A 24,270-nucleotide genomic window follows, 5' to 3' on the forward strand; every position below is an offset into this window, starting at 1 on the left:
CCACCGCTCAACCCCCCGGTCCAACAATCCACACCCAAATCGGGCCCCGCGGCCCCCCGGCCCCCGGCCCCGCCCGCGGGCCCCGCCCGGCCCCCAGGGCGAGCCCGGCACTCAGGGCGCTCCGGGCGCTACGGGCGCTACGGGTCCGGCCGGTCCGACCGGACAGATCGGGCCGCAGGGTGAGCCGGGCACCCCCGGCACCCCCGGTGCCACGGGCCCAACCGGGCAGACCGGTGCGACGGGGGCGACGGGGTCGACCGGTGCGACGGGGGCGACGGGGTCGACGGGCGCGACGGGGTCGACCGGTGCGACGGGTGCTACGGGACCTGCCGGGAACGCCGTCCACGTCGGTGCGAGCGTCTACGCCGGCGACGACCAGACCTTCCTGGACGGCCAACCGGCGCGGGTCGTGTTCACCGGCGCCGACTACGACACGGACGCGATGTTCGACGCGACGACGTCGACCCTGGTGGTCAAGACTCCCGGGCGCTATCTCCTCCGGGCAGCCCTGAACTGGAACTTCCCCGAGAACGCGGTCGGGGGCCGTGTCCTGCTCATCATCGTCAACGGCGTTGCCGTCGCCTTCGACGGGCAGGACACGGCGGACGTCGGGATCAACGGAGACATCTCGCAGGATGTGTCCGTGATCATTCCGCTGAAGGCCGGTGACGTGATTTCCGTTCAGGTGAGCCAGAGCTCCGGAGGCACCGGGTACTCGTCGTTCCTGGCGACGGGACCAACACAGCACGTGCTCCCCCTGCTTCAGGCGGAGTGGCTCGCGCCGTAAGTACCTGATCCATATCCCCGTGATGCCCCCTGTCGACGTGTACCGGGCCCGTGTAGCTTCGGCGCCAGGGGGACGGGATGAACTTCGACGAGAACGAGCCGCAGTCCGTTCGAGAGGAGCGCTTCGCCGCAGAACGGGTCGAACGCAGAGAGGCACGCAAGGCTGCATCGCTCGACTCGCAGGGTGCCCACCTCGGCGTGGCCATCGTGGCCATCGCCCTGGTCCTTCTCGGCTGGAACGGGAAGCTGGTCGCTCTTGGCACCGTCGGCGGAGTCTTTCTGCTCTGGTTCTCCGCAGCCCTCGCATGGGCCTACGCCGACGGGGACCACGGCCGGCACGCACTCCAGCGCGCGTACAACATCACTTTCGGATGGGGCGACGGGTTCTGAGCAACAAGGCCACGCCAGAGGGGGCGATCTGATGTTCGAGGAGTTGAGATCCGCTCTGGCCCGGAGTGCCTCCGTCAGCGGGCCCGCGGCCTTGGCCGCTCTGCTGTCGGGCGCGCGGTCGGAGGTCCCGTCGAATTCGGCCTCGGCCCGCTCGTTGTGGGCGATCTGGTGCGACCGGCTGGACATGTTGGTGGAGACGGGAGGATGTGATCCCGGTCTGCTGGAGAGCCTGGCTCAGGCCGTGGACGGGCTCCACGAGGCAGGCGACGCACGGGTGTACATGGCCACGGCACCGACCCCGCCACGCCGGTTTTTACGTCTACCTACTGTGCCTGAACGCCGCAGGGACCATCGCCCCAGAATCTCGCCTTGACCTCATCGAATCCCGCCATGCGTGCGTCCTACGGCGACCAGTTCTCCGTCGGGGATGCTCGTACGCTGAGCCTGCGGGTCGCGGTAACTCAGGCCGTCTTGGGCCACACGTACAGGGGGCCAGGGGGCCAGGGGCCGGTCACCGTCACACCGTAGGCGCACGGTGACTTCGTCAGCGCTGCAGCAACTGCCGCGCCAGGGCCAGCGTTACCTCGATGTCGTCGCTCCAGGAACAGATCTCCAGCCATGCCAGGTAGCCGGACTGAGCGAACACCAAGACCTCACCGGGGCATTCCCCGTCCGCCGTGACGATCTGGGCCTCCGCCGCCACCACCGTGCCTGACCCGGACGGTGCCGGCGAGACCAGGTTCCTGTCGAGATCGAAGTACGCGGTGCCGCACCCGCACGTGCACCGATCCCGGACCCGCAGATGGGGGACGTGAGCTCGGAGCGCCGCGTGGACGGGGTCCTCCCCGCCGAGAAGGACACCAAGCACGTCGGCCACGTCGGCAGGGAGTACCTCAGGCATGCCTGCACCGTATCCGGCCTGCATCGTTCCATCCATCGAGATTCGATGAGGCGAACCACCCCGTGGGCAGACTTCGGCGAGATCGGCCAAGGATCCGGTGAGACAGGGCAGTGGGCCTACGGCGGCGCGGCACTCGGGCGATCGCCCTCATGTCGTTCCCAGGCGCAGGTGTGCGATCGGAGCCGCCGCCGCAGGATCTGCTTTCTACGGGCGACGGGCCGGGGAGACAGCAGAACCGTTACCTTCGCGCGAGGCCGTCGTTTTGGATCATGGCCGTTCCGGCCCCGCACTCCGAATGAAGGCGTAGCCAGCCGATGTCCACACCGCCAGAGATCGACTGCTCGGACCGCCTGGCTTCGGCCCGGCCGCAGTTCGGTGGTGGCGCCGGTCCGTTGGCCGTGGCCCCGAAGGTCTTCCGGGACGAACTGGCGGCTGCCGCCGAGTGGGTCGCCGACTACCTCAAGGGAATCGGGGAGCGCCCGGTGACCCGGTCGATGCCACAGGCGCACCGCCAGGCCATGGCCACGGGCTCGCTGCCGCAGGAAGGCCAGGAACTCGGCGCCCTGCTGGAGTTCGTCGACCGAGCGATCGCCCCGTACCCGACGGGCAACGGTCACCCCGCCTTCTTCGCCTGGATCAACTCACCGCCGTCCCCGGCCGGGGTGATCGCCGAACTGCTGGCCACCGCGGTCAACGCGACCTGCGGCATGGGCGAACACGCCCTGATGGACCTCGAACGCGGAGTACTACGCGACCTGGCCTCACTGGCCGGCCTGGCGCCGACCGCGGGCGGAGTGCTGACCAGCGGCGGTTCGATGGCCAACCTGCTCTGCCTGGGCGCCGCCCGCACCTGGTTCCTGCGCCAGCAAGGCGCCACCGACGGCCCCGCCTACGACCAGGCCCACGCGCGTCTCGTCGCCTACCACAGCGACCAGGCCCACATGTCGGTCGCGAAAGCCGCAGCCGTGATCGGCCTGCCGCCCTGGAGGCTGCGCGCCGTCCCCACCACCGCGGACCGGTCCATGGACGCACACGCCCTGCGGACGATGGTCGACGCCGACCGCGCGGCCGGCCTGCTGCCCTTCTGCGTCGTCTCCAACCTAGGCTCCACCGCGACGGGCGCCATCGACCCGATCGAAGCGATCACGCACGTCTGCCATCAGGCAGGCCTGTGGCACCACGGCGACGGTGCCTGGGGCGGACTCGGCGCCCTGATCCCCGAACTGGCCCCCTCCTACCGAGGCATCGCCGGCCTCGACTCCCTCACCGTCGACCCGCACAAGGCCCTGTCCGTGCCCGTCGGCTGCGGCGCCGCCCTCGTCACCGACCCCTCCCGGCTGCGCGACGCCTTCACCTTCCGCGCCTCCTACCTCGAAGGCGACCAGGACTGGCCCTGGATGTCCGACTACACCATCGAACTCACCCGCCCCGGCACCCGCGCCCTCACCCTCTGGGCCACCCTGCGCCACCTCGGCCGCACCGGCGTGATCGCCCTCCTCCAGCACTACCAGGACCTCGCCCGATACCTGCGCCAACGCGTCCAGGAACACCCCGGGCTGGAACTGTGCACCAGCGGCCCGCTGCCCGTCGTCTGCTTCCGCCTGGCCACCCACCCAGAAGCGGCCCACCAGGGGCAGACGGATCTGCACGCGGCGGTGGCCGCCCGCGTCCAGGACCGCGGCCACGCCTACCTGGCCACCGTCAGCCACGACGGACAAACGGTCCTGCGCGCCTGCGTTTGCAACCACCTCACCACCACCGACGACGTGGACACCCTCCTCCACGAGGTCCTCACTGCTGCCGACGACCTCCAGACCAGCCAGTAGGACAGCAAGGTCTGCCACCAGTTCACGGAACACCCGCGGCAGTGGGACCACCCTCAACGGAGTGGCTGTTGTTGTTCCGAGCGGCAGCATGACCGCGCGCACCGGGTGGACGTCACGTCGCCGAGGTGCGCGGCCGCTCGGCGAGGCCAGAGCACCCACAGGTACGACGTCTGGCGTACCGCCACCACCAGCGTTTCCGCAGCAGCGCGCAGCTTGTCACCCGAGCGGTGGGAGGCGGGGACGTCCGCAATGGCCAACAGGCGGCGACTGTGAAAATCGCTGTCCGATCACCGGAGCACGGTGATAGACATCCGGCGTGCAAAAGAATCTTGAGTTCCCCGACCTGTTGCGACTGATCGATGAACGGTCGACCGCCTTCCGCGCCGTGGTCGCCGCCGCGCCCGGTCTCGACGTGCAGGTGCCGACCTGCCCCGGGTGGACGCTGTTCGATCTGGTGAAGCACCTGGGTGGGGGAGACCGTTTCTGGGCCGCCATCGTCGGCGCGGGGTGCGCCGACGCGCCCCCGGCCGAGGCCGTCGCCGCGCGCGCCGCGCTGGAAGTGCCGCAGGAGCGTGCGGCCCTGCTGGCCTGGCTGGACGCGTCGACGCAGCTTCTGCTGGTCGCCCTACGCGCGGCGGGACCGGAGAGCGGTTGCTGGACGTGGTGGCCCGCGTCGCAGTCACCGCAGACCGCCGGCGGCGCCGCCCGGCACCGGGTCCAGGAGTCCGCGGTGCACACCTACGACGCCCAGTTCGCCGGGGGCGCCCCGCAGCCGCTGCCGGTCGAGCTGGCACTCGACGGTGTGGAGGAGTTCCTCTTCACCGTCTGCGCAACGCCGAGTGCCTGGCCGCACAAGCCCACGGCCTTCGACTTCCACGCCGCCGAGGGCCGCTCCTGGCGCCTCACCGTCGACGGCGACGGCGCACGCACCACCCGCATCCCCGCGCCCACCACCGCGATCGGCGAAGAATCGGACGCAGCCGGCGCCTCCGTCCACGGCACGGCCAGTGAGCTGGTCCTCTACCTGTACGACCGGATCCAGGCCGACTCCTTGCACGTTGACGGAGATGCAGGGCTGCTCGACCTGCTCCGCGCCTGGGAGCCGGAGGAGAAGTAGGACGTAGTGGGGCAGTTGGCCGCGCTTCGAGCCGGTAAGACACGACTCTTCGCCAGGTTCGTCAGTCGCCGCACGCGCTCAAACCCGCGAGGCGGCCTCGGGGCGTCACCAAGCCGACCGTCTACCTGGATGGCAGCGCGAATGTGTCCGTCCCAGCGATCACGAGAAGCGACGCGACTGCCGTCGTCCCGATCTCGTCGAGAAGTCAGTCGATCGGGTGACTGCGGCGGCTGCCGTGGATGAGAGCGGGGCCTCTTGGTAGCTCGAAGGGTCTCTGAGCCATCGTGTGCTCCAGGAGGCCCTGTTGTCGCACTTCTACGGCAACGCGGGAGTGGGGTCCACTTCAGCCACTCTCGCGTGTGACCGTCTGGCTCACAGGTCCGGGAACGTCAGAGACCACGGGGCGCGCGAGCGTCGGTATCCCACCGACGTGTCGGACGCCGAGTGGGTGGCGGTCCGGCCGCTGCTGCCGCTCCCGGGCCGGCCGCGGGGCCGGCGTGATCGGCTCGCAGTCGGTCAAAGCGGACGCGGTCGTCGGCTCTGACAGCCGCGGCTTCGACGGTGGCAAGCTGATCAATGGACGCAAGCGCACGTCGTGGTCGACACCCTTGGCCTGCTGCTCGCGGTGATGGTCACCGCAGCGGATGTGGGCGACCGCGCCGCGGCCCAGGTCCTGCTCACCCAGGTCGCTGCCGCGCACCACCTGCTGGCCCTGGTCTGGGCCGACGGCGGATACACCGGCAGCCTCGTCGAGTACTGCCTCGCGGCCCTCGCCCTGGTCCTCGCCATCGTCAAACGCGGAGCCATGCCCCTTTCAGCCGGTACGACCGGGACGCCGGGCTGATCGCCGTGAACGAGGACGAAGGCGCTGTGTTCTGGAACTTTCTGTCCGGCTGACCCGACCCGCCGACCCGCCGCCGACCCGCTGACCCGCCGACCGGAAGGCCGGGTGCTCGGTGCTCACCAGATCGGCCGCTTACCCCGACCGTAATCGCCGGCTCAGTCATCGCCATTGTCTGCGTCCTCGTGCTCACCCTCGGTTGAGTCAGGCCTTTCAGGGCTCAAGGCGCGGAAAAACCGTTGGCCGTCGTCGTTCCCTGCTGGAACGATCCCGGGATGACCGACAACCGTGACGCCATCCTCCGCCTGTGGGGTCGCCAGCTCTACGAGCGTCAGGGCGAGCCACTCGCCTGGGCGGAGGCAGTCCTGGAGGCCACCGGTTGCCCGCCGGCCGCCGTCACCGCGGCGATGTCCGGCCGACTCGATGCCCTCGCCGATTCCTCATCGGACCACGCCGGGCTGCTGTTCCGTACGGTCGCCAAGCTGGCCGCGAACCTTCGGGGCCACGGCCAATACGACGCGGACGTCGGCACCCGAATCGGCCCACAGGCCCTGCGGCTGGGCGAGCTCGAACCACCGCTCGCCGGCCCGCTCGGGAACGCACTCGGCCACCCGCCGGACGGGCCGACATCCCTCGTCACCGTCCACGCCGCCGAGTTGAGCGGGAGCCGCTCGATCCGGGTGCGGGCGATCGACGCCCTGCTGGAGTGGGCCGAGCTCGGCCATCCGCAGGCCCGGGCGGCCCTGTCCGAGGTCGCCTCCGACCACCGGACGCAGGATGTCACCGTCTGGACCAAGGCCCTCAACCGGATCGCGCTGTTCGGCGACGCGAGCGTCGAACCGGGCCTCCTGCGCGCGCTCGCCGACACCGGGCACCGCGGGGTGCGGTGGTCGGCGCTCGCCTGTGCCGAACTCGGCCTCCGGCGGGCCGTTCCGCTGATCACCGCCCTGCTGGAGCATCCCGATCCGATGGTCCGCGAGGGTGCCTGCGAGGCGCTCGGCCTCTTTGAGGAACGCGCCGCCGTGCCCGCGCTGACAGCCCGGCTCAACGACGAGACCACGTGGGTACGCAGCAGGGCTGCCCAGGCGCTCGGCCACATCGGCGGCGACCGGGCACTCGCGGTGCTCTGGCAGGCCATGATGGAACGCCGGAACCCGAAGGCCGGTCATCTCGCCTCAGCGATCGCTGCCTTCGGCCCGCCGGTGGTGGACGACCTGATCGCCCTCACCACCGATCCCGACCCGGACCTCCGCGCACTGGCCTGCCGCGCTCTCGGCTCCACCGCCGACGACCGGGCCCTGCCGGCACTGGAACGCCTCGCCGCCCACGACCTCGCCAGAACCACCCTCGGCGGCCTCGTGGCAACCGCCGCCACGCAGGGACTGCGGACCGCGCACCGCATGCGCGCGCGCACCGCAGCGACCTGACCTCGACGCTCGTCTCGACCGACGTTCACGGCGGGCGCCTGGCTGCCCGTCGTCGTGTCCGAAGGCCTGGCGGGGCCCCGGGCGGAGTGCAAATGATTCCGCCCGGGACATCCCGTCGCCCGTGGCCCCGGAACTATGTTCAGAAGGCGCTCAGCGCGTCGCGGGTGTTGGTGCGGTACAGGCCGACCTTCGGGTTGGCGATGCTGCCCGGCTTGGCCAGCTTGAGGCTGACGCCGTCCGCGTTCGGCATGTGCTCCTTGTCGGCCAGGATGCTGACCTCGTCGGCCACGGGGCCGTTGCCGCCCGACGGGTTGAGGTTGACGGCCGCGTACGCGGTGGCGCCGGGGCGCACCGGGTAGGCCGGGGCGCCGCCCAGACCACCGGGGGCAGCGGCCTGGAGACCGAGCGCGGCGCCCTTGGCGCTGAAGCCGACGGTGGGGAAGTAGTCGAGACCGCAGGAGGTGGAACCGTTGTTGGTCACGGTGATGATGCGGACGGTGGCCGGAGTGCCCGCCGGGGAAGAGACCTTGACGGTGAGGTTCCGCGCCGAGCAGGGGTGGGTGTAGGCGTAGGAGTCACCGGTGGTGTCCCCCGTGGCCTTGCCGCCCGTACCGGCCTTCGCCGGGGTGGCGGCGGTCGTGCCGGTGCCGGTTCCGGTGCCCTTGCCGGCGGACGAGGCGGACGAGGCGGCGGAGGCGCCCTCTCCGGATGCCGCCACGGTTCCGGTCGAGACCTGCTTGTCCGCGCCCTTGGCCGCGGCGGAGTTGGCGGTCGGCCCGCCGGCGCTGTCCGAGCCGCCGCAGGCGGTCAGGGCCAGAGCGAGACCGGCGGTGGCGGTGGCCAGGGCGGTGGTGCGAAGTCGGTAGGTGCGCATGGGGAACTCTCCGTATCGGTGTGGTCGTCAGACGGAGGCTTTCGCCTTCCGCCTACGAGACGTTGGATGGGGCTGCTGTTCCGGTCGGCTGCTGCCGCAGGCGGCGAAGGGCGGCCGAGGGCGGTCGGTGGGGCGGGTGGGACCCTCCCGCCCCGACTGCTATATCCGACCGCCGGTCCGATGGGCGGGACCGACGGGCTGATGACGCAACTGTGGGGCCGGATTCGTTCCAGTGGCGTCTGGGCCGCGATAGTAGGAACCCTGTAACGCTCCCGACCCCTCTCACCTGGGCGATCGGGCGAGCCTGGAACGTGCTTCCGGGACGAGGGGGAGGGTGGAATGGCCACGGAGACGGAGCGGTTCGCGGAGCTGATGCGCGGATTCAAGGAGCGTTCGGGGCGCAGCTACGGCACGCTCGCGAAGCGTCTGCACTCCAGCAACTCGACGCTGCACCGCTATTGCAGCGGCGCGGCGGTGCCCACGGAGTACGCCCCGGTGGAGCGGTTCGCCCGGGTCTGCGGTGCCTCGGCCGAGGAACTGGTCGCGCTGCACAAGCAGTGGCTGCTGGCGCTGGTGGAGCGGCGGCGGGGCGTGACGGAGGGGCAGGCCCCGGGGTCGGGGGCGGCGAACTCCGCGGCGCCGCGGGGCGATGGCGCCGCGCCGGAGGCGCCGCCTGCACCGGCGGTGGTGGTGGCACCTGGGGAGGCTTCCGAAGTCCGGCCGCCGCAGGCGGAGACTGGCCCCGTACCGGCGGCCCCGGCGTCCGCGGCCGGGTCCGCCCCGGCGCCCGGACCTGCCGCTGCGGAGGCACCCGACCCGGCGCCTACCCCGGCTCCCGCGCCGGCATCGGCAGAGGCCTCCGCCCCTGCGCCGACAGCGGAGGCACCCGCACACACCCCCGCCGCTCTTATCGGGCCGGGCCGCGCCCGGGACTCCGTACCGGGGGCCCGGCGCCGTCGGCTGCTGCTCGCCGTTGCGGCGGCCGTGGCCACCGCCGCGGTGGCGGGGACCGCAGCCGCCGTCTCGGCCATGGGGGATACGGGCCACCGGGACACGCGCGGCGCCGCCGCCCAGCAGTCCTCGAAGTCCTCGCAGTCCTCGCGCGAGCCGGTGGCGGCGGGCCCGGCCTTGCCGTCGGGCGGGTCGTCGTCACCCACGCCCACCGCCGATTCCGCGCCCCCGTCCAGCCCCGGACCCTCGTCCCCCTCGGCAACGCCCGCGCCCAACTCGCCGGGCACCTCGAAGGAGGGGGCCTCGCCCGCCGCCCCGTTCACGGTCAACGTCCTGCCCGACAACTGGGACAGCCCCTGCGACCAGTGGTTCGCCCTGGACAAGGCACCCGGCACGGTCCCCCCGCCCCCCGCCGGGCAGGCGACCGAAGGGTGGGCCCGGGCCCTGCAAGCCGTCCCGGCGGGGCACCTGCGCATGCAGCTCACCGTCCAGGGCACCGAGGACAAGGCCGCGGTCCTGCACGCGCTGTACGTCCATGTCGTGAGCGGCCGAAAGGCTCCCGGCTGGAACGCGTACACCATGGGCTCCGGTTGCGGCGGCACGTTGGTGCCGGCGTCCTTCGCCGTGGACCTGGACGCCGCCTCCCCGAGGGCCAGGCCCGTACCCGGCAAGGAGGGCGAGCGTCCGACGGCCTCGACCGACTTCCCGTACAAGGTCTCCACCACCGACCCCCAGGTGCTGAACATCGACGCCGCCACACTCGGCCAGGACGTCAGCTGGTACCTGGAGCTGGCCTGGAGCAGCGGCGACCGCAAGGGCACCACCCGCATCGACGACCACGGCCGCCCGTTCCGCACGGTCGCCCTGAACACCGGCCACGGCTACTGGTACAACGAGAACAACAACGCCTGGCTGCCGTACACGGAATGACCCCCTCGCAGCCCGGCCGGCTGCAGGCGAACACCTCCTGCTCCCTGCGCACGCGGGGATGAACCCAGGCGGCCACAGCTCATCCGGGCGAGCGCGAACCGCGGGGGAAAGCCCCCGGGGCGGCCTGATGGCCGCGCCGGCCAAGGGCACCGTGACCGGTGCCATCAAGATGCGCAAGGGCGACGGCTACATCCAGGAGCAGCCCTTCGCGGCCGACATCGACGGAAGCGGCGACATCACCCTCCAGTGGCGAAACATGGAGCCGGGTACCTGCGAGGTCTGGCTCGCCGGCAAGACCCGGAAGACCGGCGGCTACTGGTACATGGGGCGGCGTGCCGAGGACAACGCGACCGAGCACATCTTCGGTGCCATCGAACTCAACACCATCACCACCTTCATCACCGTCCCCGAGCCCAAGAAGTAGCCGGGCACCGCACTGCCGGGGTTGTCCTGGTGGGACCACAGGGGCGGTAGGGGCGAACTGGCCACCGAGGCAGGGCCTGTAGCAGACCACGTTCACGGCGAGGGAGGACGCCGGCGCCAAGCCGGAGGGGAAGGCGCCTGAGTTCTCCACGGACAAGGTCGAGGAGGGCGCGGCCGGCTGGGCGGGCTACGACCTGCACCGCCAGGAGACCGGCAACCTCATCCCGAGCGTCACCGGCCACCGGGGCAAGCTGCACCTGGCCTACGCCGACCTGGCCGACAGCAGTGTGAACCTGCGCGTGTACACGCCGGGCGGCACGTGGGACGACGCCGGCAAGGTCCCGGGGCTGAGCACCGCCCGCCCCGCCGTCCTCGTCTCCCACAAGGGATCCCTGTACGTCCTCGCCGTCGCACGGGACGGCCAGCTGACCGGGAAGGTCCTGGAGCAGACCGGCTCGTCGGACGGCTGGCTCCCGGTCACCTTCCGAGGCCCGAACGGCGAGGACAGGGGCGTGAAGAACAGGACGCTGTTCGCGCCCGGCGCCGTCGTGTACAAGAACCAGATCCACATCGTCCGCTACGGAGCGGCGACCGTGGCCGCCACCGAGCAGGAGCCGGCCGGCTACCTCTTCGAGCACCTCCTTCTGGGCTCCGGCGACGCCACCGTGGTCAGCACCTTCACACTCAGCGCCGCACCGACCTCCCGGCTGTCGCTGGCCGCCCACGGAGACTCCCTGCACCTGGTGTACGCCGAGGGCGACAGGCTCGCCCACGCCACCTTCACCGCCACCCCCGACTCCCTCTACAGCCCCACCTTCGACGGCATCACGTGGGTCGAACAGCCCGACAGCCCGGCGACCGGCACCGAGCAGACCGCCGTCGCCAGCGCCGTGTACGACGGCAAGATCTACGCCGCGTACAACGTCACCGTCACCGAGCACCTCAAGACCGAAGAACTGATCGACGCGGAGATCGCGCGGCGGATCGGGGCCTTCCTCCGCATCAGCGGAGAAGACGGCAAGCCCCGGGCGATCCGCCTGGCCGACCTCCTTGAGTCCCGCACCAAACAGACGGCCGAGAACGCCTACCTGAAGCTCGCCACCCACCTGCTCCGCGAGGGCGGGCGCGGCACGGGCCGGGCATCGGACCTGCTGGCACAGGCCCTGCGCGGCCAGACAGTCCCCGAGACCGTCGAGGAGACACGCAACCGGGTCGGCTACCAGGTCTTCGACGGCGCCGCCTGGTCAGGCGAGGTGGTACTCCCCGTCAACGCCGGCCGCCCGCCCGCACTGGCCGTCTACCACGAGCCCGGCGACCCGGAGCGGGGCCGCCTGCTGCTCTCCTACTCCGGCTCCGAACTGTGGACCCCGACCCCGCCGCCGGCCCCGGCCCCGATCGGCGCCGAGGTCACCTCCCGCAAGCGCGAAGCCGGCTACGTCGCCAAGGGCTGACGGCTACTCCAAACTCAACCACTTCCTGCGGGCCCAGGTGTCCCACAACGCGGCCGACAACGTCTACGACGTCCGCGCGACCTGGGGCTTCGACGCGTGGGCCCTGAACTGGCTCGGCGTCGCCTGGCGCGACAACGGCGGACACGTGTCCGGGAAGATCAAGCTGGTCGACGGACAAAGCCACCGGCTCGTCACCGACCACCAGTTCGTCCACAGCATCGACGGGCACGGCGAGGTGACCACGGTCTGGCGCGTCCCCGCGGGCGACTACGAACTGACCCTCTGCGACGCGAAGAAGTCGGGGGGCTACCACTTCCCCTACACCCACGCGCAGCCCCATCTCTACTCCGACGTGAACACCGACTGGCACACCATCAGCTTCACCGTCGGCACGTAGGCGACACACGGGCGGGGGAGCCCACAGAGGTGAGGGTGACGCGCAGGGTGCCCCGCCGCTCGGAGCCGACGCCGGCTCTTGACCCTCACGTGACGTCAGGCTGCATAGTCGGTGCCGTGGAGGATCACTGGACCGTGGGGCGCGTGGCCGAGCTGGCCGGTGTGAGCGTCCGCACCCTGCATCACTATGACGAGATCGGGCTCGTACGTCCGTCGGCGCGGACCGGGGCCGGGTACCGGGCCTATTCGGCGGACGACGTGGAGCGGCTGCGGGAGGTGGTGGCCTACCGGCGGTTGGGCTTCGGGCTGCGGGAAGTTGCGGAACTGGTCGGCGACCCGTCCACCGACGCGGTCGCGCACCTGCACCGACTGCGCGGCCTGCTGCTGGAGCGGCGTGATCGCGCTGACGCCATGATGGCGGCCATCGACAGGGAACTTGAGGCACGGGCGAAGGGACTGAAGGTGACACCGGAGGAGCAACTGGAGATGCTCGGTGCACGGCTGTACGACGCGATCGGTGGCGCCTACACCGCGACACGGCGTACCGATCCGCGGATCGCCGCGCAGATCTGGGATGCGCTCGGAGACGCGCAGACCGTGCTGAACGTCGGGGCCGGCACCGGCTCCTACGAGCCCGCTGATCGTGACGTGACCGCGGTGGAGCCCTCGGCGGTCATGCGGGGGCAGCGTCCGGCCGGCTCGGCGCCGTGCGTGGCCGCCGCCGCGGAGAACCTGCCGTTCGAGGACCACTCCTTCGACGTCGCGATGGCCGTCTCCACCGTTCACCACTGGGGCGACCCGATGGCTGGGCTGCGCGAGATGCGGCGCGTGGCCCGCCGCGTGGTGGTGCTCACCTTCGACACCGACGAGCCCGGATGGCAGGACCGGTTCTGGCTCACCCGCGACTACCTGCCCGAATTCGCCGGCGTCCTCTCGGACTTTCCCTCGCTCGCCGGGATGACCGAGGCGATCGACGCCCGCGCTGAGCCGGTGCCCATCCCCTGGGACTGCACCGACGGCCTGTTCGAGGCGTACTGGCGCCGACCGGGGGAGTATCTGCAGGATCACGTGCGCCGCGCGATGTCGGTGTGGACGAGGGTCGGACCGGAGGCCGAGCAGCGGGCGGTACGAAGCCTCGGCGACGACCTCGACTCCGGCCGATGGGCCGAGCGCAACAGCGACCTCGCCGACCGCAGCGCGGCAGACCTCGGCCTCCGCCTGCTCATAGCTTGAACCGGGTCAGTGCCTTGAGCAGCGGCTTGAGCATCCGCCGCCAGTGCGCCGAGTACGACGAGCGCAGCACGGTCGCGGCGTACCGCTTCTAAGTCACCTAGGTAGCCACGCGGCTGTCCACCGCCGGGGCCTCGACCCGCGGTGGACAGCCCCAGGACGCGAGGCCCTCCCGCACGGCGGAAGGGCCTCGCGCACACCTGTCCGCACCTGCGGCACGCAAACCGGCGCGGAGCGTGACCGCACCCGTATCGACCGGAAAGATCCCCCCCCCCGCGATCACACCAGACGAACGGTCACTGCCGTCGGAGGACCGCGGTCAGTACAGGGTCACGGAGCTGGCGCGGTCGTTGATTCCGGTGGGGACGTTGATCGGGGGCCCGTAGGCGCCGTACTGAGCCAGGAGCCCGCTGTAGTCGGAGCCGTCGTAAAGGCTGAGGGTGCCGCCGCTGCGGTTCCAGACCGAGCTGATCCTGTTGTTCATGTCATAGTTCGCGAGCTTGAAGGAGCCTGCGGACGGGACCACCCAGAGCAGGCCCCCGCCGTTGGAGTTCTGGAACACGCAGGACTGGCCGTGGAGGCAGTTGTCCCACACGGTGGCCACCGACTGCGGGTCCGAGACCTTGATCGGCTGGATCACGGCGGAGCCGCCGCTCGGGGTGGTGCCGACGGGGGAGGCGCCGGCCGCCGGGGCCAGCGTGAGGGTGGAGACGAGCGCGGCGGCCGCGGTGGCGAGGGTGACGGTGATCTTGCGCAAACGCATCAGTGTGCTGCCCTTCGGAGTTCCGGTCCGCACATCCGCAGATCCGCACCTCGAACAAGGCGCGGTCATCGAGGCGGACATGAGGCTGGGATGTGAAGCGGGATCAGCCTGACCGAGCGAAAAGGGGATCGCATTGTAAAAACACGACAGGAATAGGAATGGTCAAGTCCGCTTGTGTCCTCATGAAATCCGGCCACGCCGAGGTGATCAAGATGGCTCAAGATCGGATTGTCGGGACGATCAACCGTTTCCGAATATCGGAAGGTCGCCCCGGCTCCGCCCGGTGCCGCTGGACTTTCCGCTCCCTCGTAGAACGGCAGAACGTGACAGATGCCTCCGCGCGACCGCACAGCCTGCACTTCCGACCGGCCGACCCCCTGAGCGGGATGATCCGGAACTATTCCAGTTACTCTTACGGGGGCGTGGACATGCCCCGGCGCCGCATGCTCACCCCGAATACGGTGGCCACCCTCAACTTCGCATTCGAAAAACCCGTACTCACCCGGGACATGGCCGATCCGAACGTGGTGCGCACGGTGTCCTCGCAAGCCAATCTGCCCGCCACCACAGCCCTCCTGGCCCAGCACAACGGTGACGTCAGCGGCGTAGCAATCCGCATGACCCCGATGGGCGCGTACCGGCTCTTCGGGGTGCCGATGTCCCACTGGGAATCGTCCGATCTGGAACCGGGCCACCTGCTGCCCCGCCTCATGCGGCTACTGCCCGAGCAACTGCGGGCCGCGTCCCCGCACGAGCGTCCCGGCCTGCTCGACCGGGCCCTGGCCCCCTTGCTCGACTCGGGTCCCGCCGTCTCCCCGGAGGTGACCTGGGCCTGGCACGAGCTGCACCGCACCCGCGGACGGATACGGGCCGCGCAACTCGCGGCAGGCGCGCTGTGGAGCGTCAGACACCTGGAGCGCCAGTTCCGCCAGCAGGTCGGCCGTTCCCCGGCTGCCATCGCCCGGATCCTGCGCTTCACCCACGCCATCCGGCTCCGCGACGCCGGACTGCCGCTGGCCCGTGTGGCGCAGCTGGCCGGCTACCACGACCAGGCCCACTTCACCCGCGTCTTCCGCTCCACCACGGGACTGACCCCCACCCAACTCTCCGTGGACCGCCTCGACTGGAGCTCTTCGCTCCTCCCCCTCCTGACCTCCGGAGCCCCGGCCTGACCAGCCGCCAGAGGTCCGCACGCACGCGCTTCTCACCACCCCTTCACTGGGTGAGCGTCCATCGGCCACACGAGAGGCCGGAACGCATTGATCGCCTGCGAGCAGGTCAGGGCGGGTGGCACGCTGAGCTGGGGCGAATGAGGGGGCGGGATGCGTGCGGGGTGACAACCGGCAGATCCAGACAGCGGTTCTTGGTGGGACAGAGTCGGAGGACCCCTTGACGCTGACGCTGCCGCTGGAGGCGATCGAGCTGGACGCCTTCCGCCGGCGGCACGCGCACGACACGTCCGCTGCGGGCTGCTCCTCGGCGGCTGAGGCGTCCAGCTGACGACGAGGCTGTCCCACCGACCGCGTCTGCCACTTCGCCCACCACCCGGGCACCGACGGGCTCTGCGGCCGGCAGGACTACGGCGTGGCGAGTGCGGACCACCTGTATGTGAAGGCGGCGGCCGCCGCCTGGCTCCACTGTCCCGGAAGCCCTGAGGAACAGGCCCAGTTCGACTTCGTACGGCCGGACGGTGCGGAGATCGGCTCGGTGCTCGACATCCGGTTCAAGGCGCGCGGGTTGCGCGTACACCTGGACCAGGCCGTGGAGCCTGTGTGGGACGAGGAGGGCCGCGAACCGGTGCTGGGGGTGTCAGTGCCGGTGGACCGGGAAACCCTGATCGACCGCTGGCACATCCACTGGATTCGCCTCAACAGCATTGGGGTTTTGTCCGGATTGGAAGGATCCATGGCTGACCGTACGGCCTCGGCGCAGTGCGGTGAGTTGAGGCGAGGTGGTCCCGTGGGCTGATGGAGCCCCACTCACCGGCCGCCCCTGCCGGCCCGGCGGCCGGTCCGTGCGGCAACGGCCCGAGCACCGGAGGCAGCCGTGCATGAAGACCCCGTCGACGCGCGCGCGGGGGAGTACGAGAGGACGTAGGAGGAGCTCCTCGCCCTCGCCGACCGCCTCGAGGCGCTCCGCCACCTGCAGGAGGAGGGGGTCGAGCCACGCGCCGGCGCGGCCCTGCAAGCGGTCCGGTTCGCCGCCTCCATCCTGCGGGCGACCGACGCGGAGACGCCTGTGCCCGGCTTCCGTCACGACACGGGGCGGCTGCTCGAGCTGGCCGCGAACTGGCGCGAGGCCCGTCCCCGCGCAGCGGCATCCGCCCCCGCCCGGCCCCTCAGAGCAGCCGGGCCTTCGCGACACATTCGGCGACGGCAGGCTTGTCGAGGCAGCGGCGGACGTCGCGGTTGGGGCCCGAGGGGGCCTGCGGGGCTCAGAGCTGGAGGAACTATGACCACGTTGTTGGGGCAGCGAACGCTGCACGCCCAGGCTGCGTTCAGGCCGTTCGGATTCCAGGAATCGGACGACATCGTGGTCGCCTGTACCGTGCCCCGACGGCTTTGGGTGGGGGTTGTTCCTCCAGTCGCACGTGCGGCGGTTCGACCTGTTCAGCGCAGGGCACACGCACCCTGCCGCGGTGATCGCACGAGTCTGGGACGGCGAACCCGATGCTGAGGCTGCGGTCTGGGACGAGCAGGCCGAGGTGGACTACGAATCGGTCACGGGCGATGTGGCGGCGTGGGTACGGGGCGTTCCGATCAGCTGATCCGGCTGGGGCGTGCCGGCCTGTGGCGGGTCCGCGTGAGCTGGAAGAACCAGATACCGCGCTGCGACGCCTCCGTGAGGCTCAAGGCCATCGCTGGCAGCAATCACAGCCCGCCCGGCGTTGCGGCGTGCCGCAGCCTGGTTCGCCGTACCGCGCAGGTTGAAGAGGAGCGTGGCCAGGCCGGGACGTGAGGCGAGGTGGAAGCGGATCACCGCTGCGGCAGGTTCCGGGACGTCCGTCCAGTCCACCGGGCCCTGTCCAGGGTTCACACACGTGCGTGCTGTTCTGCCAGCGGCAAAACAGCGGCCGGACCCGGCTCGGGAATCGCTACCGTCCAGTCCATGACGACGATTACGACGCGTACGGTCGAGTACCCGGCAGACGGTCTGACGATGATCGGGTACCTCGCGCTCCCGGCCGGTGTCGACCGCCGGCCCGCGGTGCTGTTCGGACCCGAGGGCATGGGACTCAGCGACGTCGAGCGGCGCCGGGCCGATGCCCTCGCCGAGCTGGGATACGTAGCGCTGGCCTTCGACCTTCACGGCGGGCGCTACCTGGGCGACCCCGAGGAGATGCTGGCCCGCTGCCTGCCCCTGCTCGCTGATCCCGACCGGATGCGGGGCATCGGCCATGCGGCGCTCGACGTGCTGTGCACCGAGCCCCGCACCGACCCCGACCGGATCGCCGCCGTCGGCTACGGCACCGGGGGAGCCATCGGACTGGAACTCGGGCGCGACGGCGTCAACCTGCGCGCGATCGGAACAGTCAACGCAACCACCACGGGCCGGCCCGGCGAGGCGGCGCGCATTCGCTGCCCGGTATGGGCCGGGGTCGGGTCGGAAGACCCGATCATGCCGCCCGCGCAACGGAACGCGTTCACCGCCGAGATGCAGGCCGCAGGCGTCGACTGGCGCCTCACGGTCTACGGCGGCGCCTTGCACGCCTTCCACCACCCACCGGTCGACCACCCCACGGTCCCCGGCGTCGGCTACCACCGACAGCACGCACAGCGTGCCTGGCGCGACCTCCTCAGCCTGCTCGCCGAGTGCCTGCCCGCGACGGAGGATCTGGGGGGATGAGCCGGGCAGACATCCTGGCAAACGCAGGCCTGGACACCGCCGACCTCCGACAGAACATCGACATCGCCGGACACGAGTCCGCGGTCCCCGACGACTGCGCCGCTTTCGGCAGCGCGACCGCACCCCGTGTAGTCACTCCGTGGTACCCGCCCCCTGGCGTCAGCCATGCGAGAACCGGGCCTGGTCGGCCGATGCCGCGTGGAAGCCGATCGGGATGCGTCCTACCAGTCGGTGAGGTCGAATACCTTCATGCAGTAGGGGTCGGTCTCGTCTAACGGGTTGTACTGCGTGGATGTCGTGCGCTTCGGCGAAGTGCTGCCAACTGAAGTGCTTGTTGCCCTCCCCGGTCGGGATGGGCTTGCCTTCGACGTCCGTGCTGACGAACGGCGGGCCGACGTCTTGCGGCACCTCCAACCTTGTGGCGCACGGCGCGGGGTGGGGTCTGCGGTGGCGACAGCCGGCGTAGGGCGGCGCGCTCACGTCACGAGGTGCAGCGATGTTCCGGCGATGCCCAGCCGTACGCTCTGGCCCCAGGTCAGCTCCAGCGCATCGCTCTCCATCCCGTCGCCGAACACCACGATCCGGTCCGACTCCACGGTCAGCTGCAACTCCTGACCCCGCCCCAGCTCCCCGGCGACCCTCGTCGTACCGGTCGCGGGAGAGGGCCAGGCCTCCCGCACGAACCACAGGAGGCGCCGCTCGGAGGGTGCGGGCAGCCCTGCGGAGCTGCCGCGCTCCTGCCACAGGGAACGCAGCCAGCCGGTGGCGCCCGTGCCTGTGCCCACCAGCACCCCGGAGGATGCCTGAGCCTCACCCGGGCCGGTGTCGCCGTCGGAACCCAGGCGGTAGCGGGCCGTCTGGTGGCCATGCGAGCCCAAGTAGATCTCGTTCAGCGCGAGAAGGCGCTGGGTGTCGTCGGCGACGGCCTCGACCATGGTCAGCTCCTCTGCCCTACCTCCGGCAGCGATTGCCGCACGCAGCAGCGCAGCCGTGTCGGCGCAGCGGTGACGGACCAGGACTCCCGGGTTTCGCCCCGGGTCGGTGTCGATGCCCACGACCGGCTGTCCGCGCAGGTACTTCGCGGTATTGGCGACCAGGCCGTCCTGGCCCACCACGACCACCACGTCCTCCGGGGCGAACAGGAAGCGGTCCAGGTCGGCCCGCTCCACCCGGGAGCTGCGCCAGGTGAGCGGCACCGCCGCCGCCACCTCCCGCAGCGCCTGCCGCGTGCGTTCGTGGCGGCGGACCACCTCGTCGATCGACCGGCCCCGGCTGGAAAGGAAGAACGCGGCCTGCCCGTGCGTCCCGTGCCGGGCGAGCAGTTCCTCGTACTCGGTTCTGCGGTGCACGAGCACCGCCCTGGGGGCCAGGCTCACGCGCCCGCGCCGCCTTCCGGGCGTCCGAGCCTGGCGAGGAGCCCGGTGAGGACGTCAGGGGAGAGAGTGATGCTCTCGATCCGCGGCAGGTTCTCCGCCAGCCGGGTCACCGCCAGGGCGTGCAGCGTGCCCGGGCCGGCTTCGTCGTGCACGCGCAGCCAGGCTGCCTGAACCTCGGCGCGCGCCGCGCCCGTCTCGCGCGCCGCCTCGGCGTCCGCGCGGGCCAGGCAGACCTTGCGGGACGCCTCGGTCTCGGTCCGGATGCCGTCCGCCGCCGCCTTCTCCTCGGCCTCGCGGCGGGCATTGGTGCCGCGCTGGTCGATCAGCTGCTCCTCGCGCCTGGCCAGTTCGATCTGACTGGCCAGCTCGTTCTCGGCGATGGCGCGCTCACGCTCGACGGCTACAGCCCGCCGTTCATAGGTGGCCCGGTCCGCCTCCTGCTGGATCTGCTCGCGGGCCGGGGTACGGAGGGCGCGCTCGACCTCGGCCTCGGGGCGGATCGCCACGACCCGCACGGCCACCACATCGATGCCGGTGGCCGGGAGTCTGGGCTCGGCGGCGAGACCGGCGGTGACGCTTCCCCGCACGGAGGCGACGCCGTCCACCAGAGCGACGGCCAGCGGAGTCCGGGCCAGTACGTCCAGCGTGTGCTGCTGCGCGGTTTCGGTGAGGAGAGTGGCGATCTGCTCCAAGGGGGCTCCGCGCCAGCTCCCGGTGTCCGGGTCGACGGAGAAGTCGAGTCGGGCCGCGGCTTCGGCCGGGTCGCTGATCCGGTAGGTGACGGTGGCCTGCACGGCGACGTCCTGGAAGTCGGACGTACGGGCGTGGAACGCCATGGCCAGCTCCCGGTCGTCGACCGGGACTTCGGACAGCGCCGCTGAGAGTGACCGGTACCAGAAACTGAGCCCCAGCCCGTCGTGGGCGAGTCGGCCCCGCTTGTGGTGGCGGATGTGGGTGGTGGGCGCGGAGCGCAGATGGCGCCAGCCGAAGCGCCGGGTGATGTCGGCCATGGCGAACCCCCTTCATTTCGTCAATGCGACGATAACGAGCTGCGCTCATATCGTCAAGGGGACGAAAAGGGGGTGCTGGGGCGCTGCCCCGGCAGCAACGGAGGCCGAGGACGGCGAGGGGGTCGGAATTCCGACGCGGCGAGGCTGGCGGGACGGAGGGTCCCGGGCCCGTCCCAGGCTCGGGACCGGTCGGTGACGGCTTCGACGGCCAGGGCGCGGTCGTTGGCGGTGTCGAGGCTGAGCTGCTCAGCGACCTCCGCGTCGGGGCGGAGGCCTTGTACGCGCAGGTTGATGGTGCGGAGGCGGGCTCGTTGCAGACCGGGGAGGTCGTACGGCTCGTAGGCGGCGGCGCCGACGAGCGGGCGGGGGTGGGCGGTGGGTTCGGCGAGAGTACGGTTCCGCGAGCTCGTGGAGCGGTCGGCGTACCGGACGGCAAGCGTGAGCTGCCCGGTGATCTGCTGCTTGTCGCGGAGCCGCCTGCCGAGCTCTTCGGCGAGATCGAGTAGGGCCCGGTGGTACTCGACGGGGTCGAGGACGCCGTGGCCAACCCGTCAGCCGAATCGTCCGGTTGACCACCGAGGACGTGGCCGATGATGGCGATGCTCTCACTATCCGGCTTGGAGACCCACCGTCGCTGCTGCCCGCACCCGTCGCCGAGCTCGTGCGCGCCCATCTCGCGGAACAACCTCGCCTCGCCCGGGTCAGCAGCCGCAGCACCGCCTGGCTGTTCCCCGGCCGGCAGCCCGGACATCCGATGGACCCCACCAGCCTGCTCGACCCGCTCAGCGCCGCCGGGCCTCAGTAATTCGCCAACTGGTACTTCAAGCGCCCGCACCCGTTGTCGCCCGGGCTCTCGGCTACCACGACAAGACCACCATCCATCTGGCGAGGCCGGAGGAACCTGGAGCCGATACGCCCCAGGCGATCGGCGAAAGTGAGTCCCGACCGTGAACGCAAGCGGCCCCGGCTGTCCTCGTAGCCCGCCCGCTACCTTCCCCCTATGGAAAGGACCACCATCCTGAGCAGCCTCGCCGCGAGCGGAACCGACACCGCCCCGCAGCGATTCACCGAACTTGCCGCCGAACTCGACATACCGGCCGCCGACCTTCTCGTTGTCGCAGGCCGGCCGGTGCCGGCGAAACTCCTTCCCCCGGAGCGCGACGCCGGGGTCATGAGGCAGTTCGCCTACCGCGTCAGTTACTGCGACCACGCGCAGCTCGTCGCGCTGGAGGCATTCGTCCGCTCACTGCCCCGCGTCGCCGCTCCAGAACCATTCATGCAGCTGGCGTGGCCGGGCCGCCGTCCGGCCGAGACCAGGTTTGCCGCCGTACTCGGCGCGCTGATCCGCAATCGCGGCTTCGGCATCCGCGAACTGCCCTTCATGGGGCTGTCCCTCAGCACACTGCACGGGATGGTGTGGCGCTGGGACCCAAGTCCGCACCGCCGGCAGCAGCTGTCCGCCGTTGCAGGTCCGCTCGGCTGGACCCTGCCCGATCTCTTCGCAGTCGCCGATGAGCCGTACTCGGAGGAACTCCGTCCGATGCTGCACTGTTGCCACCTCGGGCGGGTCTTCGCGGCAGCCGTCCCCTTGACCACCGCTCAGCTGATCGAGGCCGCGGAGGAAGCGGATCGACTGAGCGTACGTGCGGACCACGGCGTATGGCAGCCCGTCTCGCAGGGCTTCGCCGAGGAGTGCCCCGACTTCTCCTGACAGCAAAGGCTGCCTCGGCGCCTTCTGGCATGGTCGGACGCCTTCACACGAGCCCACGCTGATCACTCAGCGCGAGAACCACTTGAGCTTGGCCGCGCATACACGACACCCGAACATGCGGGCCTACCAGTCCCAAGGCCGGAGACGTTGCCCAAATGTCGCGTTCGGCGAAAGTGCTTCAGAACGCTGCCCTGCGGTCCTAAAGGGGCAGCCCAGTAAGCCTGCTCCCCGCACATGCGGGGATGCCCCCTCGGCGGTCTCGCAACGCTCGACAAGGCATCCCTGCTGCGTTCGTGCACACCAACACGCAACGGCAACGATGAGGGGTCAGCAGCTGATGGTGCCCTTGCGCAGGGCGTGGCCGCCATCGTTGGCGTCGTCGGACCAGTAGACGGGCTTGGAGCCGGAAACGCATTCGCCGGAGCCGGCGAGGGAGAAGCCCTCGTTGTTGTAGTTGGGCATGCCGGTGGGTCGGTTGTAGACGGCGCTGGTGGTGAAGGCGCCGGTGGCGTCGATTTTCAGGGTGCGGTGCTGGCCGTCGCAGGTGTCGTCGCAGATCGCCCACAGGCGTGTGGCCTGGGGTTCCCACTGCAGTTCCATCACGCCGGCCATGCCGCTGCTCAGGGAGGCGACGCGGGTGTAGCCGCCGGAGTCGGCGAGGACGTAGCCGTAGATCATGCCGGTGCCCTCGACGCCGACGAAGAACACGCCGCCGCTGTGGGCGCCGTAGCGGGTGGGGTCGTAGGCCGCCCCGGTCGAGGCGTCCTTGAAGGCTGCGCCGGTGAGGTAGCTGTCGGGGACCCAGGTGATCCCCTCCAGGCCCAGGTTGGAGCCGGCCGAGGGCAGGTCGGAGGTGAGGTTCCACTCCTTGGAGGCGGTCAGCGAGGATCCGGAGGCGGCGATGTCGTACTTCAGTACCGACAGGCGGCTGGTGCCGGAGGCGCTGCCGTCGCGTTCACTGGCGACGAACACCCCGCCGGCCGAGCCGGAGCCGGTCAGGGTGACGCCCTCGCTGTCGGGGCTGCCGGAGCCACCGGTGAAGCGCAGGGTCTTGCCGGAGGACCATCCGTTGCCCGTGTCCGGCTTCCAGCCGGTCGAGCCGTCCCGCACCAGGCGCCACAGCTTTCCGCTGTTCTGCGCGCCCCACAGCACGTCGCCCTCCTGGTAGAGGCCGCTCAGATCCTGGCCGAACACGTTGGAGGCATCCGCGGTCGCCACGCTGCTGCTGCCCGGCCATGCCACCGGATCGGCCGAACCCCCGCCGCCGGAGGTGCCGCAGTTGTTCGGGGCGCCCAGGGTCGCGGTCGTGGCCTGCTTGAGGGCGCCGGTGCCGTCCGGGCAGCGCGACCAGGACGGATCGGAGTGGGTGCTCCAGGAGAAGCTGTCGACCAGTGTCTTGCCGTCGGCAAGGTAGAGACGGGCCTGGTCGTCGGAGCCCAGGCCGAACTTGTCGTGGACGTCGAACGCCCGGTACCCACCCGCGGCCAGCGTGGTTCCCGCGGCGATCTTGTACGTGTGGTCCTTGTCGTTGTCCTTGAGGATCCAGCCCGAGACGTCGATCGCGGCGGTGCCCTTGTTGAACAGCTCGATGGAGTCGTTGACGCTGCCGGTGGTCACCACCTCGTTGATGCGGATGGAGTCGCCGACGGCGGCGTGCGCCGCCGGCACACCGCTCAGCGCGCCCGCGGCCAACAGCGGGCCGGCGACGAGGAAACGGGCAAGGGCGCGACGCCCACGGTGGGCGATCGATCGGTTCACGGAAATTCCGTCCTGACATGGTCATGGGAAGGACGGCCCGATGGTCCCGGCCCAGGCTCAACGGCCGTCTTCCGCCACGAGGACAGCTCGTGAACAGCAGACGCACCGTGACCACGGCAGCCGGGGTCGAGGGCATGAATCCGTGAAGCCGTGAAGCATGGGCCGCTCATCCTGCTCCTCGACACCTCTGGTCCCGCCCTGCACGGTTGGACTCGGACCGCCTGGCCCGGCGCCCACTGCCTGGCCGCCCGTGCCGCGAGCTG

Annotated in this window: 22 protein-coding genes and 2 pseudogenes; 17 read left to right on the plus strand and 7 right to left on the minus strand. The window is 70.8% G+C overall.

Annotated elements, in window-relative coordinates; all coding sequences use genetic code 11:
* The first annotated feature begins 409 nt into the window (after positions 1-409).
* A complete protein-coding gene (locus ACFWNV_RS05960) occupies positions 410-787 on the plus strand; it encodes a hypothetical protein (protein WP_383941145.1) in 378 nt (125 codons plus the stop codon).
* 77 nt (positions 788-864) lie between these two features.
* Positions 865-1,176 carry a hypothetical protein gene (locus tag ACFWNV_RS05965; protein ID WP_383941148.1) on the plus strand — a complete coding sequence of 104 codons (312 nt, stop codon included), beginning with the start codon at positions 865-867 and terminating at the stop codon, positions 1,174-1,176.
* A 544-nt stretch (positions 1,177-1,720) separates the two neighbouring features.
* On the opposite strand, the gene ACFWNV_RS05970 is transcribed toward ACFWNV_RS05965, so the two are convergent.
* The gene (locus ACFWNV_RS05970) at positions 1,721-2,077 is read right to left on the minus strand and encodes a hypothetical protein (protein ID WP_383941151.1); all 357 of its coding nucleotides are present in this window, start codon (positions 2,075-2,077) and stop codon (positions 1,721-1,723) included.
* 314 nt (positions 2,078-2,391) lie between these two features.
* On the opposite strand from ACFWNV_RS05970, the gene ACFWNV_RS05975 reads away from it, so the two are divergent.
* The 4 genes and pseudogenes from ACFWNV_RS05975 (at position 2,392) to ACFWNV_RS05990 (ending at position 7,288) form a co-directional block, all read left to right on the plus strand.
* Positions 2,392-3,903, plus strand: coding sequence for a pyridoxal phosphate-dependent decarboxylase family protein (locus ACFWNV_RS05975; protein WP_383941154.1), 1,512 nt, complete (start codon positions 2,392-2,394; stop codon positions 3,901-3,903).
* Between the two features lie 316 nt (positions 3,904-4,219).
* Positions 4,220-5,020 carry a maleylpyruvate isomerase family mycothiol-dependent enzyme gene (locus ACFWNV_RS05980; protein ID WP_383941157.1) on the plus strand — a complete coding sequence of 267 codons (801 nt, stop codon included), beginning with the start codon at positions 4,220-4,222 and terminating at the stop codon, positions 5,018-5,020.
* A 586-nt stretch (positions 5,021-5,606) separates the two neighbouring features.
* Positions 5,607-5,864, plus strand: a pseudogene (locus tag ACFWNV_RS05985) (transposase); the annotation flags it as partial.
* A 272-nt stretch (positions 5,865-6,136) separates the two neighbouring features.
* Positions 6,137-7,288: a HEAT repeat domain-containing protein gene (locus ACFWNV_RS05990; protein ID WP_383941160.1), complete on the plus strand. Its 1,152-nt coding sequence runs from the start codon at positions 6,137-6,139 to the stop codon at positions 7,286-7,288.
* Between the two features lie 139 nt (positions 7,289-7,427).
* Here ACFWNV_RS05990 and ACFWNV_RS05995 read toward each other — a convergent pair whose 3' ends face one another.
* A complete protein-coding gene (locus tag ACFWNV_RS05995; protein ID WP_383941162.1) occupies positions 7,428-8,162 on the minus strand; it encodes a DUF4232 domain-containing protein in 735 nt (244 codons plus the stop codon).
* Positions 8,163-8,501: 339 nt separating this feature from the next.
* On the opposite strand from ACFWNV_RS05995, the gene ACFWNV_RS06000 reads away from it, so the two are divergent.
* From ACFWNV_RS06000 to ACFWNV_RS06020, 5 genes are all read left to right on the plus strand, one after another.
* Positions 8,502-10,043: a helix-turn-helix domain-containing protein gene (locus tag ACFWNV_RS06000; protein ID WP_383941165.1), complete on the plus strand. Its 1,542-nt coding sequence runs from the start codon at positions 8,502-8,504 to the stop codon at positions 10,041-10,043.
* A 127-nt stretch (positions 10,044-10,170) separates the two neighbouring features.
* Positions 10,171-10,467 carry a hypothetical protein gene (locus ACFWNV_RS06005; RefSeq protein ID WP_383941168.1) on the plus strand — a complete coding sequence of 99 codons (297 nt, stop codon included), beginning with the start codon at positions 10,171-10,173 and terminating at the stop codon, positions 10,465-10,467.
* A 286-nt stretch (positions 10,468-10,753) separates the two neighbouring features.
* A complete protein-coding gene (locus ACFWNV_RS06010) occupies positions 10,754-11,917 on the plus strand; it encodes a hypothetical protein (RefSeq protein WP_383941170.1) in 1,164 nt (387 codons plus the stop codon).
* A gap of 37 nt (positions 11,918-11,954) precedes the next feature.
* A complete protein-coding gene (locus ACFWNV_RS06015; protein WP_383941173.1) occupies positions 11,955-12,314 on the plus strand; it encodes a hypothetical protein in 360 nt (119 codons plus the stop codon).
* A gap of 134 nt (positions 12,315-12,448) precedes the next feature.
* Positions 12,449-13,546 (plus strand): MerR family transcriptional regulator, encoded by a 1,098-nt coding sequence (locus ACFWNV_RS06020; RefSeq protein ID WP_383941394.1) that lies wholly within the window; start codon positions 12,449-12,451, stop codon positions 13,544-13,546.
* A 316-nt stretch (positions 13,547-13,862) separates the two neighbouring features.
* Here the strand turns inward: ACFWNV_RS06020 and ACFWNV_RS06025 are convergent, their stop codons facing one another.
* On the minus strand, positions 13,863-14,300 hold the full coding sequence (locus ACFWNV_RS06025) for a peptidase inhibitor family I36 protein (RefSeq protein ID WP_383941175.1): 438 nt from the start codon (positions 14,298-14,300) through the stop codon (positions 13,863-13,865).
* A gap of 449 nt (positions 14,301-14,749) precedes the next feature.
* On the opposite strand from ACFWNV_RS06025, the gene ACFWNV_RS06030 reads away from it, so the two are divergent.
* The 4 genes from ACFWNV_RS06030 (at position 14,750) to ACFWNV_RS06045 (ending at position 18,152) form a co-directional block, all read left to right on the plus strand.
* Positions 14,750-15,478: a helix-turn-helix transcriptional regulator gene (locus ACFWNV_RS06030; protein WP_383941178.1), complete on the plus strand. Its 729-nt coding sequence runs from the start codon at positions 14,750-14,752 to the stop codon at positions 15,476-15,478.
* 412 nt (positions 15,479-15,890) lie between these two features.
* Complete coding sequence (locus ACFWNV_RS06035; protein ID WP_383941181.1) at positions 15,891-16,274, plus strand: hypothetical protein; 384 nt, start codon at positions 15,891-15,893, stop codon at positions 16,272-16,274.
* Positions 16,275-16,944: 670 nt separating this feature from the next.
* On the plus strand, positions 16,945-17,073 hold the full coding sequence (locus ACFWNV_RS06040) for a hypothetical protein (RefSeq protein ID WP_383941184.1): 129 nt from the start codon (positions 16,945-16,947) through the stop codon (positions 17,071-17,073).
* Positions 17,074-17,414: 341 nt separating this feature from the next.
* The gene (locus tag ACFWNV_RS06045; RefSeq protein WP_383941186.1) at positions 17,415-18,152 is read left to right on the plus strand and encodes a dienelactone hydrolase family protein; all 738 of its coding nucleotides are present in this window, start codon (positions 17,415-17,417) and stop codon (positions 18,150-18,152) included.
* A gap of 476 nt (positions 18,153-18,628) precedes the next feature.
* On the opposite strand, the gene ACFWNV_RS06050 is transcribed toward ACFWNV_RS06045, so the two are convergent.
* The 3 genes and pseudogenes from ACFWNV_RS06050 to ACFWNV_RS06060 form a co-directional block, all read right to left on the minus strand.
* Entirely contained in the window at positions 18,629-19,528 is a 900-nt protein-coding gene (locus ACFWNV_RS06050) for a hypothetical protein (protein WP_383941189.1), read from the minus strand.
* Positions 19,525-20,538 carry an SPFH domain-containing protein gene (locus ACFWNV_RS06055; protein WP_383941191.1) on the minus strand — a complete coding sequence of 338 codons (1,014 nt, stop codon included), beginning with the start codon at positions 20,536-20,538 and terminating at the stop codon, positions 19,525-19,527. Before ACFWNV_RS06055 ends, ACFWNV_RS06050 begins: the two co-directional genes overlap by 4 nt.
* A 53-nt stretch (positions 20,539-20,591) precedes the next feature.
* Positions 20,592-21,011 (minus strand): annotated as a pseudogene (locus ACFWNV_RS06060) (hypothetical protein); the annotation flags it as partial.
* Positions 21,012-21,106: 95 nt separating this feature from the next.
* On the opposite strand from ACFWNV_RS06060, the gene ACFWNV_RS06065 reads away from it, so the two are divergent.
* Positions 21,107-21,343, plus strand: coding sequence for a hypothetical protein (locus tag ACFWNV_RS06065; RefSeq protein ID WP_383941194.1), 237 nt, complete (start codon positions 21,107-21,109; stop codon positions 21,341-21,343).
* A 195-nt stretch (positions 21,344-21,538) separates the two neighbouring features.
* Positions 21,539-22,249 (plus strand): hypothetical protein, encoded by a 711-nt coding sequence (locus ACFWNV_RS06070; RefSeq protein ID WP_383941197.1) that lies wholly within the window; start codon positions 21,539-21,541, stop codon positions 22,247-22,249.
* Between the two features lie 327 nt (positions 22,250-22,576).
* Here the strand turns inward: ACFWNV_RS06070 and ACFWNV_RS06075 are convergent, their stop codons facing one another.
* A complete protein-coding gene (locus tag ACFWNV_RS06075) occupies positions 22,577-24,007 on the minus strand; it encodes a lamin tail domain-containing protein (protein ID WP_383941200.1) in 1,431 nt (476 codons plus the stop codon).
* Positions 24,008-24,270: the final 263 nt, after the last annotated feature.

This window comes from Streptomyces sp. NPDC058401 (assembly GCF_042722885.1).
In the GTDB taxonomy this organism is placed as follows: Bacteria; Actinomycetota; Actinomycetes; order Streptomycetales; family Streptomycetaceae; genus Streptomyces.

Excerpts from the sequence above, each read along its gene's own strand:
- ACFWNV_RS05970 (WP_383941151.1), bottom strand. The coding sequence starts at position 2,077 with ATGCCTGAGGTACTCCCTGCCGACGTGGCCGACGTGCTTGGTGTCCTT.
- ACFWNV_RS06055 (WP_383941191.1), bottom strand. The coding sequence starts at position 20,538 with ATGGCCGACATCACCCGGCGCTTCGGCTGGCGCCATCTGCGCTCCGCG.
- ACFWNV_RS05990 (WP_383941160.1), top strand. The coding sequence starts at position 6,137 with ATGACCGACAACCGTGACGCCATCCTCCGCCTGTGGGGTCGCCAGCTC.
- ACFWNV_RS05965 (WP_383941148.1), top strand. The coding sequence starts at position 865 with ATGAACTTCGACGAGAACGAGCCGCAGTCCGTTCGAGAGGAGCGCTTC.
- ACFWNV_RS06000 (WP_383941165.1), top strand. The coding sequence starts at position 8,502 with ATGGCCACGGAGACGGAGCGGTTCGCGGAGCTGATGCGCGGATTCAAG.
- ACFWNV_RS05975 (WP_383941154.1), top strand. The coding sequence starts at position 2,392 with ATGTCCACACCGCCAGAGATCGACTGCTCGGACCGCCTGGCTTCGGCC.
- ACFWNV_RS06030 (WP_383941178.1), top strand. The coding sequence starts at position 14,750 with ATGCTCACCCCGAATACGGTGGCCACCCTCAACTTCGCATTCGAAAAA.
- ACFWNV_RS06045 (WP_383941186.1), top strand. The coding sequence starts at position 17,415 with ATGACGACGATTACGACGCGTACGGTCGAGTACCCGGCAGACGGTCTG.
- ACFWNV_RS06070 (WP_383941197.1), top strand. The coding sequence starts at position 21,539 with ATGGAAAGGACCACCATCCTGAGCAGCCTCGCCGCGAGCGGAACCGAC.
- ACFWNV_RS05995 (WP_383941162.1), bottom strand. The coding sequence starts at position 8,162 with ATGCGCACCTACCGACTTCGCACCACCGCCCTGGCCACCGCCACCGCC.
- ACFWNV_RS06005 (WP_383941168.1), top strand. The coding sequence starts at position 10,171 with ATGGCCGCGCCGGCCAAGGGCACCGTGACCGGTGCCATCAAGATGCGC.